11 protein-coding genes are annotated in these 15690 nt (G+C 66.3%); 7 read left to right on the top strand and 4 right to left on the bottom strand.

Going from position 1 to position 15690, the window contains the following annotated elements; translation table 11 throughout:
* Nucleotides 1-23: 23 nt before the first annotated feature.
* The 4 genes from AB5Y89_RS03140 to AB5Y89_RS03125 all read right to left on the bottom strand — a co-directional run bounded on the left by AB5Y89_RS03140 (nt 24) and on the right by AB5Y89_RS03125 (nt 4863).
* Nucleotides 24-1124, bottom strand: coding sequence for an enoyl-CoA hydratase/isomerase family protein (locus AB5Y89_RS03140; RefSeq protein WP_368222860.1), 1101 nt, complete (start codon nt 1122-1124; stop codon nt 24-26).
* A gap of 78 nt (nt 1125-1202) precedes the next feature.
* Nucleotides 1203-1994 carry an enoyl-CoA hydratase gene (locus tag AB5Y89_RS03135; RefSeq protein WP_069784716.1) on the bottom strand — a complete coding sequence of 264 codons (792 nt, stop codon included), beginning with the start codon at nt 1992-1994 and terminating at the stop codon, nt 1203-1205.
* A gap of 118 nt (nt 1995-2112) precedes the next feature.
* Nucleotides 2113-3270, bottom strand: a complete 1158-nt coding sequence (locus AB5Y89_RS03130) for an acyl-CoA dehydrogenase family protein (protein WP_324040450.1) — start codon at nt 3268-3270, stop codon at nt 2113-2115.
* 81 nt (nt 3271-3351) lie between these two features.
* A complete protein-coding gene (locus tag AB5Y89_RS03125; protein WP_368222859.1) occupies nt 3352-4863 on the bottom strand; it encodes a CoA-acylating methylmalonate-semialdehyde dehydrogenase in 1512 nt (503 codons plus the stop codon).
* 257 nt (nt 4864-5120) lie between these two features.
* Here AB5Y89_RS03125 and AB5Y89_RS03120 point away from each other — a divergent pair, with 257 nt between their 5' ends.
* The 7 genes from AB5Y89_RS03120 to AB5Y89_RS03090 all read left to right on the top strand — a co-directional run bounded on the left by AB5Y89_RS03120 (nt 5121) and on the right by AB5Y89_RS03090 (nt 15428).
* Nucleotides 5121-6269 (top strand): isovaleryl-CoA dehydrogenase, encoded by a 1149-nt coding sequence (locus tag AB5Y89_RS03120; RefSeq protein ID WP_368222858.1) that lies wholly within the window; start codon nt 5121-5123, stop codon nt 6267-6269.
* Nucleotides 6266-7882 carry a carboxyl transferase domain-containing protein gene (locus tag AB5Y89_RS03115; RefSeq protein WP_368222857.1) on the top strand — a complete coding sequence of 539 codons (1617 nt, stop codon included), beginning with the start codon at nt 6266-6268 and terminating at the stop codon, nt 7880-7882. The genes AB5Y89_RS03120 and AB5Y89_RS03115 overlap by 4 nt, the downstream gene beginning before the upstream one ends.
* A 9-nt stretch (nt 7883-7891) precedes the next feature.
* Nucleotides 7892-8740 (top strand): enoyl-CoA hydratase-related protein, encoded by an 849-nt coding sequence (locus AB5Y89_RS03110; protein WP_042878770.1) that lies wholly within the window; start codon nt 7892-7894, stop codon nt 8738-8740.
* A gap of 109 nt (nt 8741-8849) precedes the next feature.
* Entirely contained in the window at nt 8850-10814 is a 1965-nt protein-coding gene (locus AB5Y89_RS03105) for a biotin carboxylase N-terminal domain-containing protein (RefSeq protein WP_368222855.1), read from the top strand.
* Nucleotides 10811-11782 (top strand): hydroxymethylglutaryl-CoA lyase, encoded by a 972-nt coding sequence (locus AB5Y89_RS03100; RefSeq protein WP_368222854.1) that lies wholly within the window; start codon nt 10811-10813, stop codon nt 11780-11782. The genes AB5Y89_RS03105 and AB5Y89_RS03100 overlap by 4 nt, the downstream gene beginning before the upstream one ends.
* A gap of 54 nt (nt 11783-11836) precedes the next feature.
* The gene (locus AB5Y89_RS03095) at nt 11837-12250 is read left to right on the top strand and encodes a MerR family DNA-binding transcriptional regulator (protein ID WP_010674587.1); all 414 of its coding nucleotides are present in this window, start codon (nt 11837-11839) and stop codon (nt 12248-12250) included.
* 283 nt (nt 12251-12533) lie between these two features.
* Nucleotides 12534-15428 carry a DUF748 domain-containing protein gene (locus AB5Y89_RS03090; RefSeq protein WP_368222853.1) on the top strand — a complete coding sequence of 965 codons (2895 nt, stop codon included), beginning with the start codon at nt 12534-12536 and terminating at the stop codon, nt 15426-15428.
* Nucleotides 15429-15690 lie beyond the last annotated feature (262 nt).

Raw genomic sequence — 15690 nt, 5'->3', positions numbered from 1 at the left:
TGCTCCTTGTGTGTGATCGCACGTCAGCGGGGGCGCAAGGGGTTGTCACCCTCGGGCCAGCGATAGAAGGCATCCAGCCAGACCTCCCCCGCCTGCGGGGCCTGCCAGCGAGGGGACTTGTCCTTGTCGATGAGCAGGGCCCGCACCCCTTCCACGAAGTCCCCTCTGAGCACGCAGTTGACCGAGAGGGTCAGCTCGTCGGCAAACACCTCGGCCAGGGACTGGCGCCGTGCCTGCCAGAACTGGCGCCAGAGAATGGCGCGGCTGATGGGGCTGCCGCGAAGGCAGGTCTCCCGCCCCTGAACCAGCGCCGGTTCGTCCAGCTCGGCGCCCTCGAGGCGTGCCAGCACCCCTTGCAGGGAGCGGCCGGCCAACAGCGCATCGATGCGTTCCTGGTGGGGCAGCAGTACGGGAGGCGGCAATGCCTGACCAGGGGCCTCCTGCAAATCGGTGAGCAGCGCCTCGATCTGCTCGCAGGGGTCGCCTGCAGACCAGTCGAGGGCGGCGAGGCGCGCCGGCAGCTCCGCCAGCTCGCGGCTCCCCATGGCATGATCCGCGAGCCCCAGGCCGATGGCGTCCGCCCCGTTGAAGCGGGCACCGGTGAGGCCGAGCCAGAGTCCGAGCCGCCCCGGCATCCTGCTCAAAAACCAGCTGGCCCCCACATCCGGATAGAGGCCGATGGTCACCTCCGGCATGGCGAACAGGCTCTTCTCGGTCACCACCCGGAACCCGGCCCCGGCAAAGAGACCGATGCCGCCCCCCATGCAGATGCCGTCCGCCACGCAGACAAGGGGCTTGCCGTAGCAGTGGATGTGGTGATCGAGCCGGTACTCCTGCAGGAAGAAGTCGCGGGCATAGCCGAACAATTCAGAGTGGCTCGCCTCCTGCTTGCGGTAATAAAAGGAGCGGATGTCGCCACCGGCGCAAAACGCCTTCTCGCCGGCCCCTTGCAACAACACGCAGACGATGGCCGGATCCTGCTCCCAGCGGGTCAACGCCCCCTGCAACAACTGGATCATCTCAAGGCTCAGGGCATTGAGGGAGGCGGGGCTGTCCAGAGTCAGCATGCCGATGTGGCGGCCATCCGCCGTGGGGCGGGTCTCGATGCGCACGGGCTCACTCATGGGCAGCCCCCGCAGACCGGGTATCTGCCCCTGCGACATGGCGGGTCGCCATCAATACCTCATTCATCCTTCGCTCCCTCACTCTTTCGGTTTGAATTGGTCGTAACGCCAGCGCGGGGCCCGCTTCTCCAGGAAGGCCGCCACCCCTTCGCGCTGGTTGGCATCGTCAAACAGGGCGAGAAAGAGGCTGCGCTCGAGTGGCAGCGCCGCATCCCTGTGGGTGCTTCGCCCCTGATTGATGAGCTGTTTGCAGGCGCGCAGGGCGCTCGGGCTCTGGCGCTCCACCAGCTGGGCCATCTGCTGCGCCGCCTCCCAGGCGTGCCCCTCGGTCACCACCTCTTCCACCAGCCCCATCTCGTAGGCCAGGGTGGCGCTCACCTTCTCGCCGCAGAGGATCATCCGCTTGGCCCAGCCCGGCCCCACCAGCTCGGTGAGGCGCTGGGTGCCGCCGGCGCAGGGCAGTAAGCCCACCGAGGCCTCCGGCAACCCCAGCTTGGCCTGCTGCTCGGCGATGCGGATGTCGCAGGCCAGCGCGACTTCGAGCCCCCCTCCCATGGCATAACCGTTGATGGCGGCGATGCTGACCCCGTGAAAGCGGGCCAGCGCCTCGAAGGCGTGGCCAAAGGCCTCGGCCACCTCGCGGGCATGCGCCAGGCTGCCGTCGGCGAACATCTTGAGATCGGCGCCGGCGCAGAAGAATTTCTCTCCGGCACCGCGGATCACCAGGGCCACCACGTCGGGGCGACCATCCAGCTCCACCATCATCTGCAAGAAGGCTTTCAGGCTGGCGAGCGTCCAGGTGTTGGCGGGTGGGTGATCGAGGGTGATGTAGGCCACGTGGCCGTGATATTCGAGCCTGATCCTTGTCATTGCGTTGTCCTTGTCAAAAAAACTGCCCCATGATGACAGGGTTGAATGGAGCCAACCTGCACCTGGCTCACAAAGCCTGAGGACGCGCCGACTGCGTCCTCAGAGCAGGCCCCTCCCGCTACTCCAGCGACAGGCCGGGGTCGGCCAGCAGGCGGCGGGCGATGATGAGCCGCATCACTTCATTCGTCCCTTCCAGAATACGGTGCACCCGAGTGTCGCGCAGATAGCGCTCGAGCGGATACTCGCGGATATAACCATAGCCGCCAAAGAGTTGCAGGGCGTCGTCGCAGATGCGGTGACCCACATCGGTGGCAAAACGCTTTGCCATGGCGCACCAGGCACTCTTGTCCGGGCTGCCCTCATCGAGTTTGGCGGCCGCCTGGCGCACCAGCAGGCGGGCGGCGGCCAGCTCGGTGGCCATGTCGGCCAGGCGAAACTGCACGCTCTGGAATTCGCTGATCGGGTGTCCAAATTGCTGGCGCTGCTGCACATGGGTCAGGGCATCGTTGAGAGCCTGCTGGGCGGTGCCCAGCGAACAGCTGGCGATGTTGATGCGCCCCCCATCGAGCGCCTGCATGGCGAACTTGAACCCTTCCCCCTCCTGCCCCAGCCGGAAGCGAGCGGGAATGCGCACTGCATTGAAGTTCACCTCCCGGGTCGGCTGGCTGTTCCAGCCCATCTTCTCCTCCGCCTTGCCGTAGCTCACGCCGGGGGTCTGGGCCGGTACCATGAAGGCAGAGATCCCCTTGGCCCCCTCGCCACCGGTGCGGGCCATCACCACCAGCACGTCTGTGCTGCCGGCGCCCGAGATGAACACCTTGCTGCCGTCGAGGAGGTAATCCTCGCCATCGCGCACGGCGCGGGTCTTGAGGGCCGCGGCGTCGGAGCCCGCCCCCGGCTCGGTGAGGCAGTAGGATCCCAGCAGCTCGCCGCTGGCCAGCCTGGGTACCCACTCCTCGGCCACCTCGGCAGGCAGCCAGCTGCCCAGCATCCAGCTCACCATGTTGTGGATGGTGAGATAGGCGGTGGTGGAGGTGCAGCCCATGGCGAGGCGCTCGAAGATGAGGCTGGCATCGAGCCGGCTCAGGCCCAGGCCGTCATACTGCTCCGGGGTATAAAGGCCGCACAGGCCCAGCGCCGCCGCCTGCTTGATGGTGGGGATGGGGAACTCGTGCTCCCTGTCCCAGCGCGCGGCATGGGGTTTGAGCGCCAGATCGGCGAAGGCGCCGGCCGACTCGACACAGGCCCGTTGGGATTCGGTCAGGGTAAAATCCATCTTGTTCGCTTCCTTTGTACTTGTTCCGTCGATCCGTTGCTGTCAATGGGGGCGCCCGGGAAAAGTGGGCAACCCCTGCCGTCAGCGCAGCTGAATGGTCATATTGGGGCCGCTGGGAATGTCTTCGTCGAACCAGCGCTCCGTCACCGTCTTGGTCTCGGTGTAAAAACGCACCGCCTGCTTGCCGTAGGCGTGCAGATCCCCGTAGAAGGAGCCGCGCCAGCCGGTAAAGGAGAAGAACGGCAGCGGCACCGGGATGGGTACATTGATCCCCACCTGGCCCACCGCCACCTCATGGCGAAACTTGCGGGCGGCAGCGCCACAGCCGGTGAAGAGGGAGGTGCCGTTGCCGTAGGGGTTGGCGTTGATGAGGGCAAGCGCCTCGTCGAGGCTCGCCACCTCGAGGCAGGCCAGCACGGGCCCGAAGATCTCCTCCCGGTAGATGCGCATCTCAGGGGTCACGCCGCGAAACAGGGTCGGCCCCACCCAGTTGCCCACCGGGTAGCCGGGTACGTCGCAAAAACGGCCGTCCAGCAGGCACTCGGCTCCCTCGGCAATCCCTGCCTCGATGAGCCCCTCCACCCTGACTTTCGCCTCCGGGCTGATGAGGGGGCCATAAGCCGCCTCGGGGTCGTGCCAGACGCCGGGTTTCACCTTGGCGAACTCGGCGGCGAGCTCGGGGATCCACTCCCGGGCGCTCCCCACGAACACCGCCACGCTGATGGCCATGCAGCGCTGACCGGCGGCGCCGACTCCCGCTCCCACGAGGTTGCCGAGTACCTGCGCCTTGTTGGCATCCGGCATGATCACCATGTGGTTCTTGGCGCCGACAAAACACTGGGCGCGCTTGAGCTGTGACGTGGCGCTGCGATAGACGTGGCCGCCGACCCGGGCCGAGCCCACGAAACTGACTGCCTTGACATCGGGATGGGCCAGCAGCACATCCACCTGCTCGGCGCCGCCGTGCACCACCGACAGAATGCCCTTGGGGGCCCCCGCCTCGGTAAACAGCTCGGCCAGGTGCATGGGAGTGAGCGGATCCTGCTCGGAGGGCTTGAGCACGAAGCCGTTGCCGCAGGCCACCGCCAGCGGGAACATCCAGAGCGGGATCATGGCCGGAAAGTTGAACGGCGTGATGCCGACGCAGACCCCGAGGGGCTGCACCCAGGAGTGGCCGTCGACCCTGCGCGCCACGTTGCCCATGGTCTCCCCCAGGGTCTGGCTGGCAATGGCACAGGCCTGCTCCACCACCTCGATGCCGCGCCACACATCCCCCTTGGCATCCGCCAGGTTCTTGCCGGTTTCCTGGGCCAGCAGGGTCGCCAGCTCGTCGTGATGCACTTTCAACAGATGCTGGTAGTTGAACATCACCCGGGCTCGCTCGGAGGGAGGCACCTCCCGCCACTGCAGGTAGGCGTCGTGGGCGGTGCGCACCGCCAGCTCAATTTCCGCAGAGGTAGCTTTCGGCACCCGCGCCAGCAGATGCTGGTCCGCCGGGTCGGTCACCTCTATCCACTCGTCGCTTGCGGACGGACACGCCTCGCCACCGATGTAGAGCGGCAGATCCCCGTACTGGGTGTGATGCTGGCTCATGCCCCCCTCCTGGCCCGTTGGCAGGCGATGGCAGGCCACCCTGGGCCGGCCACATCCATGTTGCTGTTGCACATCCTGTTCACTCCTTGCGCTCCTCTGCCCGGGTAGCCCCTTGCGGCGGGCTGCCATCGAATTTACCTTAGACTAACAACTCATTTACGTTTACGCTAACGTAAACTTGAATCACAAATGGACTGACCAGTCATCACCCTGATGGCAGGGGAAATCGGCAGTCCACTGCACCAAGGAGAGCACGGATGCATGCCCTGATGGATGAAACCCTCAAGGCCCTGACCGAACAGGTCGAGGCTTTCTGCCAAAAAGTGATCGCACCGCGCGCCAGCGAGATCGATCAGAGCAACGCTTTCCCCCGGGATCTCTGGCCCCGGATGGGTGAGCTGGGGCTGCACGGCATCACGGTGGCGGAGGAGTATGACGGGGTGAACCTCGGCTATCTGGCCCATGTGCTGGTAATGGAGCAGGTGAGCCGCGCCAGCGCCTCGGTCGGCCTCTCCTACGGCGCTCACTCCAACCTCTGCATCAACCAGATCCACCGCCACGGCACCCCTGATCAGAAGGCGAGATATCTGCCTGATCTGGTCAGCGGCAAACATGTGGGGGCGCTGGCCATGAGCGAGCCGGGTGCTGGCTCCGACGTGGTGAGCATGCGCCTCACCGCGGTGCGCGAGGGGGATCACTTCGTGCTGAACGGCAACAAGATGTGGATCACCAACGGGCCCGATGCCGACACCTTCGTCATCTATGCCAAGACCGATGCCGCCGCCGGGCCCAAAGGGATTTCCGCCTTTATCGTCGAGGCGGGAACTCCCGGTTTTTCCACCGCCCAGAAGCTCGACAAGCTCGGCATGCGCGGATCCAGTACCTGCGAGCTGGTGTTCGACAACTGCCGGGTGCCGCAAGCGAACCTGCTGGGCCCCCTGCACGGCGGGGTAAAGGTACTGATGAGCGGGCTCGACTACGAGCGGGTAGTGCTGGCGGCCGGCCCCCTTGGCATCATGCAGGCCTGCATGGACGTGGTGCTCCCCTATGTGCGCGAGCGCAAGCAGTTCGGTCAGGCCATCGGCGAGTTTCAGCTGGTGCAGGGCAAGCTCGCCGACATGTATACCCGTCTCGCTAGCAGCCGGGCGCTGGTCTATTCGGTGGCGAGCGCCTGCGATCAGGGCCGCACCAGCCGCAAGGATTGCGCCGCCGCCATCCTGTTTGCCGCCGAGAACGCCACCCAGATGGCCCTCGATGCCATCCAGCTGCTCGGCGGCAACGGCTACATCAACGAATACCCCACCGGCCGCCTGCTGCGGGACGCCAAGCTCTACGAAATAGGCGCCGGCACCTCGGAGATCCGCCGCTGGCTCATCGGCCGCGAGCTGATGGGAGAGAGCGCATGAGCAGGATCCACTCCCGCCTCGACACCGCGAGCCCCGACTATGAGGCCAATCGGGCCGCCATGCAGGCACTGGTCGACGATCTGAATACCCGCCTGGAGGAGATAGCCCAGGGCGGGGGCGCGGCCAACAACGCCCGCCATCAGGCCCGCGGCAAGCTGCTGCCCCGCGAGCGCATCGACCAGCTGCTGGACCCGGGCTCCCCCTTTCTCGAACTGTCGGCGTTGGCTGGCTGGCAGGTCTATGACGAACCGGTGCCCGCCGCTGGCCTCATCACCGGCATCGGCCGGATCTCGGGGCGCCTGTGCATGCTGGTGGTGAATGACGCCACAGTGAAGGGCGGCACCTACTACCCGCTCACGGTGAAGAAACACCTGCGCGCTCAGGCCATCGCCGAGCGGCTGCGCCTCCCCTGCCTCTATCTGGTGGATTCCGGCGGCGCCTTCCTGCCCATGCAGGACGAGGTATTCCCCGACCGGGAGCATTTTGGCCGCATCTTCTACAACCAGGCTCGCATGTCGGCCCAGAGCATCCCCCAGCTGGCGGTGGTGATGGGGCTCTGTACCGCCGGGGGCGCCTACGTGCCCGCCATGGCGGACGAGTCGATTATGGTCAGGGAACAGGCCACCCTCTTTCTGGCGGGCCCGCCCCTGGTCAAGGCCGCCACCGGCGAGGAGATCAGCGCAGAAGCCTTGGGCGGCGCCGAGGTGCACTGCGTCCACTCCGGGGTGGCGGATCACATGGCCAGGGACGATGCCCATGCCCTGGCCATCGCCCGCACCCTGGTAAGCAACCTGGGGGACAACCAGACGGCGGCGTCACCCGCCCCATCCGCTCCCTCCTATGATGAGCCGCACTACCCCATCGAGGAGCTCTACGGCCTGGTGGGCACCAGTCTCAAGCGCCCCTTTGACGCACGAGAATTGATCGCCCGGCTGGTGGATGGCTCTGTGTTTGACGAATTCAAGGCGTTGTTCGGCACTACCTTGGTGACGGGTTTTTCCCGCATTGAGGGCATGCAGGTGGGGATCCTCGCCAACAACGGCGTGCTGCACAGCGACAGCGCCCAGAAGGGAGCCCACTTCATCCAGCTCTGCAACCAGCGGGGGATCCCGCTGCTGTTTCTGCAAAACATCACCGGCTTTATGGTGGGGAGTACGGCGGAGAAAGAGGGGATCGCCAAGCACGGCGCCAAGCTGGTGACCGCCGTGGCCTGCAGCCGGGTGCCCAAGATCACACTGATCGTCGGCGGCAGCTTCGGCGCCGGCAACTACGGCATGTGCGGGCGCGCCTATGAACCGGATTTTCTCTTCAGCTGGCCCAACAGCCGCATCTCCGTCATGGGGGGCGAGCAGGCGGCCGGGGTGCTGGTGCAGGTGCGCCGGGACAAGCTCGCCGCCGAGGGCAAGACTCTGGGCGAGTCGGAGGCGGCCGCCATTCGCGCCCCGGTGATCGCGCAATACGAGCGCCAGGGTCACCCCTATTACGCCAGTGCTCGCCTGTGGGATGACGGCGTCATCGACCCGGCCCAGAGCCGCACCGTGCTGGCCCTGGCGCTGGCGGCCTGCCAGGGGGCCGAGCCGGGCCCTCTGCAGTACGGCATCTTCCGGATGTAAGGAGTTCATATGTCAGACCCGCTCTTCAACGATCCCCTTGCCCATTTTCGCCTTGAGCGCCACGGCCCGGTGATCGAGCTGGTGCTCGCCCGCCCGGCCCGTCACAACGCCCTCGATGCCGACCTGATGCAGGGGCTGCTCGACTGCCTCGACGAGCTGGCCCACGGCCAGCCCCTCGCCGACCGCCCCCACGTGCTGCTGCTGCGCGCCGAGGGGCCGCATTTTTGCGCGGGCGCCGATCTCGAGTGGATGCGCAAGATGGCCGGGGAGGCATTCGACCCCCGCGCCTTTGACAAGAATCGCGAGGACGCCCGGGTGCTGGCCCACCTGATGCAGGCACTGGACGAGCTGCCCTTCCCCACGGTGGCCCTGGTGCAGGGGGCCGCCTACGGCGGAGCCTTAGGCCTTGTCTGCGCCTGCGACATCGTGCTGGCCAGCGAAAATGCCCGCTTCTGCCTCTCCGAGGTGACCCTGGGACTGGTGCCTGCGGTGATCAGCCCCTACGTGGTGCGCGCCATGGGGATGCGCCAGGCCCGCCGCTACATGCTGAGCGCAGAGCCTTTCGATGCCATCACCGCCTGCCGACTCAACGTGGTGCACAGGCTCAGCCAGCCTGATCAGTTGTTGGCGGAGGGACGCGCCATGGCCCTGCGGTTGTGTCGCAACGGCCCCCAGGCGATGAAGGAGACCAAGCGGCTGCTGGCCGCCCTCGAAGGGCGCCCAGGCCACCAGCACGAAGAGCAGACCGTCGAGACCATCGCCCGGGTACGGGTCGGCCTCGAGGCCCAGGAGGGGATCCAGGCCTTCTTCGACAAACGCCCCCCAACCTGGCGCCCCCGTTTCAAGGACGAAGCATGACTCAATACCACCCCATCAAGCACCTGCTGATCGCCAGCGGTGGTCAATATAACTGCAGTGTGGATCAACACGCTTCGCACTTGTGCACCTTAAACAGCAGGGAGGCAGCATGACCCATCACACTCCCATCAAGCGCCTGCTGATCGCCAATCGCGGTGAAATCGCCGTGCGCATCATCAAGACCGCACGGCGCCTCGGCATTCACACCATCGCCCTCTACTCGGACGCCGACGCCCGTGCCATGCATGTGCGCGAAGCCGACGAGGCCTGGCATCTGGGGCCGGCCCCTGCCCGGGAGAGCTACCTCGACACCGGCAAGGTGCTCAAGATTGCCAAAGAAGCGAATGCCGACGCCATCCACCCGGGCTACGGTTTCCTGTCCGAGAACAGCGACTTTGCCACCGCCTGCGAGCAGCGGGGCCTGCGCTTTGTCGGCCCAAGCGGCGCCGCCATCCTCGCCATGGGGGACAAGTCGGGGGCCAAGGGGCTGATGCAGGCAGCCGGCGTCCCCGTGCTGCCCGGTTATCACGGCGCGGATCAGCATCCCGACTTTTTGCACGATCAGGCGAGCCAGGTGGGCTTCCCGCTCCTTATCAAGGCGGCCAGCGGCGGCGGTGGCAAGGGGATGCGCCGGGTCGATCAGCTGGCCGACTTTGACGACGCCCTGGCGGCGGTCAAGCGGGAGGCGAGTGCCGCCTTTGGCGACGACCATGTGCTGCTGGAGCGCTATCTCCCCCGCGCCCGTCACGTGGAGGTGCAGGTCTTTGCCGATGCCCTCGGCAACGCCATCTATCTGGGGGATCGGGACTGCTCCTTGCAGCGCCGCCACCAGAAGGTGATCGAGGAGGCCCCCGCCCCCGACATCTCCCCTGCCCTGCGCCGCGCCATGGGCGAGGCGGCCGTGGCGGCGGCCAAGGCCATCGCCTATCGGGGGGCCGGCACCATCGAGTTTCTGCTATGCGGGGAGGAGTTCTTCTTCATGGAGATGAACACCCGGTTGCAGGTGGAGCACCCGGTTACCGAAGCCATCACAGGCCAGGATCTGGTGGCCTGGCAGCTGGCGGTGGCCGAGGGCAAACCGCTGCCCCTCACCCAGGAGCAGGTGGTGCTGCGTGGCCACGCGGTGGAGGCGCGCCTCTACGCCGAGGACGTGGCCGCCGGTTTTCTGCCAGCGAGCGGCCCCATCCACTGGCTCACCTGGCCCAAGGGGGTGCGCATCGACACCGGCGTCACCGCTGGCGATGGGGTGCGCCCCTATTACGACCCCATGATCGCCAAGCTCGTCGCCCACGCACCGAGCCGCAGCGAAGCCTTTGCCACTCTGGCCGATGCCCTGGCAGCCCTGGATCTCGGCCCTCTGGTGCACAACGGCCCGCTCCTGCAACGCCTGTGCGAAGCGCCAGAGGTGCTGGCGATGCGCCACCACACCCAGTGGCCCATTCCCACCGACACCCTGCCCGTTCCGGCGCTCGCCTGGCCCCTCGCCACCCTCTGGCTCGCCACTTGCGAGCGCGATGCCTCCCCCTGGCAGCAGGCCGCAGGCTTTCGGCTGGGCCCCACCCGCCGCTTTTGCGCCACGGTGCGCATCGGCGAGGAGACCCGCACTCTCACCCTCGCCGAGCGAGGGGGCGCCCTGCTCTGGCAGGGCGAGCAGATCCCGTTTGAACTCGGGTCAGATCAGATCCGCCTGTGCCAGAGTGGACATTGGCAGCGCTATCCGGTGCAGCCCCTCGGCGAGGGCGCCTATTTGCTGCACCTGGCGGGCAGACGCATCCGCTTCTCGCTCGATGATCAGCATCATCAGCTCCACCATGATCACGACACGAGCCATGTCCCGGGCATCCTGGCCCCCATGCACGGCATCGTGGTGGCGCTGCAGGTCGAGGCCGGCCAGCCGGTCAGCAAGGGGCAACCCCTGCTGGTACTGGAGGCGATGAAGATGGAGCACGTCCTCAAGGCCGACCGGGACGGGGTGATTGAGGCCCTGCAGTGCCGCCAGGGGGAACAGGTGAGCCAGGGCGCCGTGCTGGTGCGCTTTGCCGAGGACCATACCGCGCAGGAGGAGCGCTCATGAGCCACACGCACGAGAACCGGGACGACAAGGTCAGCCTGGTGGAGATGGGGCCGCGGGACGGCCTGCAAAATGAGACCGCCACCCTCTCCCTGGCGCAGCGGCTGGCGCTCATCGCCCGCCTGGCCGAGAGCGGGTTGCAGCGCATCGAGGTGGGCGCCTTCGTGTCGCCCAGGAAGGTGCCGCAGATGGCAGATTCCGCCGCACTGTTCAATGTCCTGCAGCGCAGGGGGCCGACCCGCTATGGCGCCCTGGTGCCCAATCTGCAGGGTCTGCAGGCCGCCATCGCCGCACGCGCCGACGAGATAGGCCTCTTCACCGCCTGCTCGGACGGCTTCACCCGGGCCAACATCGGCATCAGCGTGGAGGAGTCCCTGGTGCGCTTTGCCCCCCTGGTGCAGGAGGCGCGCAGCCTCGGCATCAAGGTGCGCGGCTACCTCTCCACCGTCATCGCCTGCCCGTTCGACGGCCCGACCCGCCCGAAACGGGTCGCAGCCCTTGCCGAGCGGCTGCTGGATCTGGGCTGCCACGAAATATCCCTCGGCGACACCATCGGCGTCGGCACCCCGGGCACCGTGGCTCCCATGCTGGATGCGGTACTGCACGAGATCCCGGCGGGCCGGCTTGCGGTTCATTTTCACGACACCTACGGCCAGGGGCTGGCCAACCTGCTGCCGGCCCTCGAGCGCGGCATCCGCACCATCGACTGCTCGGTGGCCGGGCTCGGCGGCTGCCCCTATGCCCCCGGCGCCTCCGGCAATGTGGCGTCGGAAGAGGTGGTCTATCTGCTGCACGGCCTTGGCATGAGCACCGGCGTCGATCTCGACCAGCTGGCCGCCACCGGCCAGTGGGTGAGCGAGCTGCTGGGGCGCCCCAACGGCTCCCGGGTCGGCCAGGCCCTCCACGGGAGGGGACGGCACCTAGCACAAGAGCGCGAGCAGCGCACCCCGGGAGGCCATCATGCATCATGAACCCGGCCCTTGCCGCTGTGCCAGGACCCCGCCAGCTCATCAGGAGGGCGCACCATGAGAGCTAGACACGCCAGTGGCAAGGAGAGGACCTACAGCATCTCGGAGCTGGCCCAGGAGTTCGACATCACCCCCCGCACCATCCGCTATTACGAGGACGAGGGGCTCATCACCCCGACCCGGGAGGGGCAGACCCGCATTTACAGCCACAAGGACAGGATCCGCCTGAAACTGACCCTGCGCGGCAAACGCCTCGGGTTCAGCCTGGCGGAGATCCGCGAGCTGTTCGACATGTACGACACCGACCGCTCCAGCCGGATGCAGCTTCACTCCATGATCCAGCTCATAGAGGCCAGACGCCACTCCCTGCGCCAGCAGCTGGAGGACATCCAGATGGTGATGGCCGAGCTCGATGCCGCCGAGCAGCGCTGCATCCACTCCCTCGGCGGCTTGAAAACCGACGGGGATTGACAGACTCTGGGGGTATCTCGCCCCCGGTATCCCGGTTTTCCAGTGGATATTCGCAGTGGCAGGCCCTGACCCGGCAACCCCCTTGTTCCCCACATCGCCCGTCACGGCATGCCGGACAGACTGGGCGGTTTGGGCAAGCGGCGAGGTGGGGCAAACGGGGGAAATCCGGCCTTGGTCGCACAATAATTCCCCAGCCCGGTCAGAGTGCGGCGCACCTCATGAGTCCTTCCCATGAACCGGGCACGATTAATTGCTACCATATGCGCATCAAATGGAGACCATCATGCTCAAGCCTCTGCCCGCTCGTCTGCTGCGCTATGCCCTCTATCTTCTCGCGCTCCTGCTCATCGGCATCACCATCCTGCTCTGGCAGGCGCCGACCCTCATCCAGCGCCATCTCCCCGGCTGGCTTGCCACCCATTACGGTCTGCACCTCTCCCTTGGCAAGATAGAGGTGGGGATCCGCTCCCCCTCCCTCGTGCTGGGGCCCAGCGCCCTGCTCGATGACCAGCAGCAAGCACTGGTGTCATTTGAAGAGCTGAAGCTCATTCCCGCCTTGAAAGCGAGCTGGCAGCAGCGCGCCCTGGTACTGGAAGAGGCCACCCTGACCGCCCCCAGGGCAGATCTGGTGCGCCTCGAGGATCTCAAGGGGGCGGCACGCTTCAACCTGACCGATGCACTGGCCTCCCTGCTCGCCCCTGCGCCGGAGCAAACACCGCCAGCTAGCGCCGATCCCGTGCTGGTGACCATCGGCAAGCTGTCCGTCGAGCAGGGCCGGCTCAGCTACCGGGACAGCCGCAAGCAGAGCAGCCCGGGGTGGGTCCCGCCCCTCACCCTGGACAAGCTCGCCCTGCACCTGCCCGGATTTTCCAGCGCAGAGGGGGTGCTCAACCCCTATCGCCTGAGCGCTACCGTCAACGAGAAGAGCCCCCTCAAGGCCGAAGGGGAATTCGACATGATGAGCGGTGCCGGCAAGGGCAACCTCAGCCTTGGCAAGGTGGCCATCGCCCCCTTCGCCCCCCTCTGGGCCCCCTATCTCAAGGCGACCCTCGCCAAGGGGGAGGCCAGCGCCGAGCTCGCCTATCGCCTCACCCAGGGCAAGCAGGGACTGGACTGGCAGTTGTCAAAGGGCAAGCTGACCCTGGCCAACTGGCAGCTCACACGCAACAAGGGGGAGGAATTTGCCCGCTTCAAGCAGTTGGCGCTGACCGGGATCCGCATCGATGGCAACAAGCAGCGCCTTGAGCTCGATGCCGCCACCCTCAAGAGCCCGGCCATCACCGCCGTCCTCGACCACCAGCAACAACTGGATCTCGCGGACCTGTTGATCCCCCAGAAGACCCCCAAGGGGGGCAAACAACCGGCCCCCCCCGCCAAGCCCTGGCAATGGGCCCTCAAGCAGACCCGCATCGACCAGGGCAGCCTCACCCTGACCGAAGCCACCAGCGGCAAGCCCCTGAAACGGGCCATCTCCGCCCTCGCCCTCACCCTCGGGCCCCTTGGCAGCCAGACCGCCCAACCCAGCCCCCTCACACTCAACGCAGCCCTCGACACCAGGACGACGGTGGCGTTTGACGGCACCCTGGGGCTGACCCCCTTCACCCTGAACGGCGCCATCCGCCAGCAGGGGCTGCCGCTGACCCTGGCTCAACCCTACCTGCAGGATCTGCTGCGCATCAGCGTGCGGGACGGCGAGCTTGCCAGCCGCACCAGGCTGGACCTGGCCACCGACCGCCAGGGGGCCATCAGCAAGCTGGAGATAAGCGGTGGACTCGAGGTCGCGGGGCTCAACGTGCTGGATCGGGCCGACAACCAGCGCCTGCTCCAGATAGAGAATCTGCAATTGAGCGGCCTGCACTATGATGGCCTGAGCCAGCAACTGCGCATCGCCGACATCCTGCTGAGCAAACCCTATGCCCGCATCGAGATCAACGAAGAGGGGATCACCAACGTGCAGCAACTGCTGCTGCCGCAACCCGCCGCGAACGCCAGGGAGAGCGCCCCCGCCCCGCACATCGTCATCGATCAGATCCGTACCGCCCAGGGCAACCTGCGCTTCGCCGATCGCAGCCTGAGCCCGGAGTTCGTGGTGGACATCGCCTCCCTCGACGGCCAGAGCCGCCATATCAGCAACACCCCGGGGCAGCGCTCCGAGCTCGCCTTCAACGGCAAGGTGGACCGCTATGCCCCCGTCACCATCCGGGGGGGCGCCAACCTGCTCATCGAGGATCCCGTGCTGGACGTGGCCGTGGCCTTCAACAACCTGGAGCTCACCACCTTCACCCCCTACTCCAGCACCTATGCAGGCTATGCCATCGACAAGGGGCAGCTCTCCATGAAGCTCAACTACAAGCTGCAGGGCAACCGGCTGGAAGGGGACAACGACATCACCATCAAGAAGCTGCAACTCGGGGAGAAGGTCAAGAGCGAGCAGGCCAAGGATCTGCCCCTCGGCCTCGCCATCGCCCTGCTGAGCGATTCGAACGGCGTCATCAAGATGAACCTCAAGGTGAAGGGCAATCTGGATCAGCCTGATTTCAGCCTGGGCAACATCTTCTGGGACGTGCTCGGCAATACCCTCGGCAAGGCCATCACCTCCCCCTTCTCCCTGCTTGCGTCCCTGACGGGGGGCACCAAGGATCTCGACGAGCTCCCCTTCCTGCCCGGCGATCCCGCCCTGACCCCGACCCAGCAGACCAAGCTGACCACCCTCGCCCAGGCCCTCAAGGAGAGGCCCAAGCTCAGCATGAACATCCGCGGCAAGGTCAACTTCAACGAAGAGCGCCCCATCCTCCAGCGCCAGAAGCTTGAGCGGCTGCTGGCCAAGACCACCGGCAGCCCGGTGGATTTGACACTGCTGGAGCAGGATCCCGCCATGCAGTCCGCACTGGCAGAGGCTTATGAAGCCAAGTTCAACGAAGATCTCGGGGATCTGGCCGACCGGTTGCGACTCGATGAAGGGAGCGAGGCCCTGCGCGCCCAGGCGGTGCTCCTGCTGCGGGATCAGCAGCTCATCACCGCCAAGTCCCTGCGAAACCTCGCCATGCGCCGCGCCCAGAACACCAAGGAGTATCTGGTGGATACCCAGGGCATCGCGCCGGAGCGCCTCTTCGTGCTCGACAGCCAGGTGAAGGAGACGGACAAGGAAGCCAAGGTGGTGCTGACCCTGGACAACTGATCCGGCGACCGCCGTATACCCCTCTTGTTTGCCCCGACGGCATATGGCCCGAGGGGCTCCCTCCCCTGACCCCTTCCATCAGGATATGTCTCTCGCTAGCCGTCCCGAACAATCCGGTTATCCCTTTATCCAGCATGTCGGCATGTCGGCATGTCGGCATGTCGGCATGTCAAAATAGATGGCCCGATCAGATATACAGTGTCTAATCGGGCCAATCCTGAACACCCTCTCCCGCACGCCACAGGGCCAACCCCCGCCCCCC

It is taken from the genome of Aeromonas sp. s4, from assembly GCF_040907855.1.
Taxonomy (GTDB): Bacteria; Pseudomonadota; Gammaproteobacteria; order Enterobacterales; family Aeromonadaceae; genus Aeromonas; species Aeromonas caviae.
This window is presented reverse-complemented; position numbering and strand designations above follow the sequence as displayed.

Coding starts and splice junctions, on each gene's coding strand:
- AB5Y89_RS03140 (WP_368222860.1), bottom strand. CDS start 1,124: ATGAGTGAGCCCGTGCGCATCGAGACCCGCCCCACGGCGGATGGCCGC.
- AB5Y89_RS03135 (WP_069784716.1), bottom strand. CDS start 1,994: ATGACAAGGATCAGGCTCGAATATCACGGCCACGTGGCCTACATCACC.
- AB5Y89_RS03130 (WP_324040450.1), bottom strand. CDS start 3,270: ATGGATTTTACCCTGACCGAATCCCAACGGGCCTGTGTCGAGTCGGCC.
- AB5Y89_RS03125 (WP_368222859.1), bottom strand. CDS start 4,863: ATGAGCCAGCATCACACCCAGTACGGGGATCTGCCGCTCTACATCGGT.
- AB5Y89_RS03120 (WP_368222858.1), top strand. CDS start 5,121: ATGCATGCCCTGATGGATGAAACCCTCAAGGCCCTGACCGAACAGGTC.
- AB5Y89_RS03115 (WP_368222857.1), top strand. CDS start 6,266: ATGAGCAGGATCCACTCCCGCCTCGACACCGCGAGCCCCGACTATGAG.
- AB5Y89_RS03110 (WP_042878770.1), top strand. CDS start 7,892: ATGTCAGACCCGCTCTTCAACGATCCCCTTGCCCATTTTCGCCTTGAG.
- AB5Y89_RS03105 (WP_368222855.1), top strand. CDS start 8,850: ATGACCCATCACACTCCCATCAAGCGCCTGCTGATCGCCAATCGCGGT.
- AB5Y89_RS03100 (WP_368222854.1), top strand. CDS start 10,811: ATGAGCCACACGCACGAGAACCGGGACGACAAGGTCAGCCTGGTGGAG.
- AB5Y89_RS03095 (WP_010674587.1), top strand. CDS start 11,837: ATGAGAGCTAGACACGCCAGTGGCAAGGAGAGGACCTACAGCATCTCG.
- AB5Y89_RS03090 (WP_368222853.1), top strand. CDS start 12,534: ATGCTCAAGCCTCTGCCCGCTCGTCTGCTGCGCTATGCCCTCTATCTT.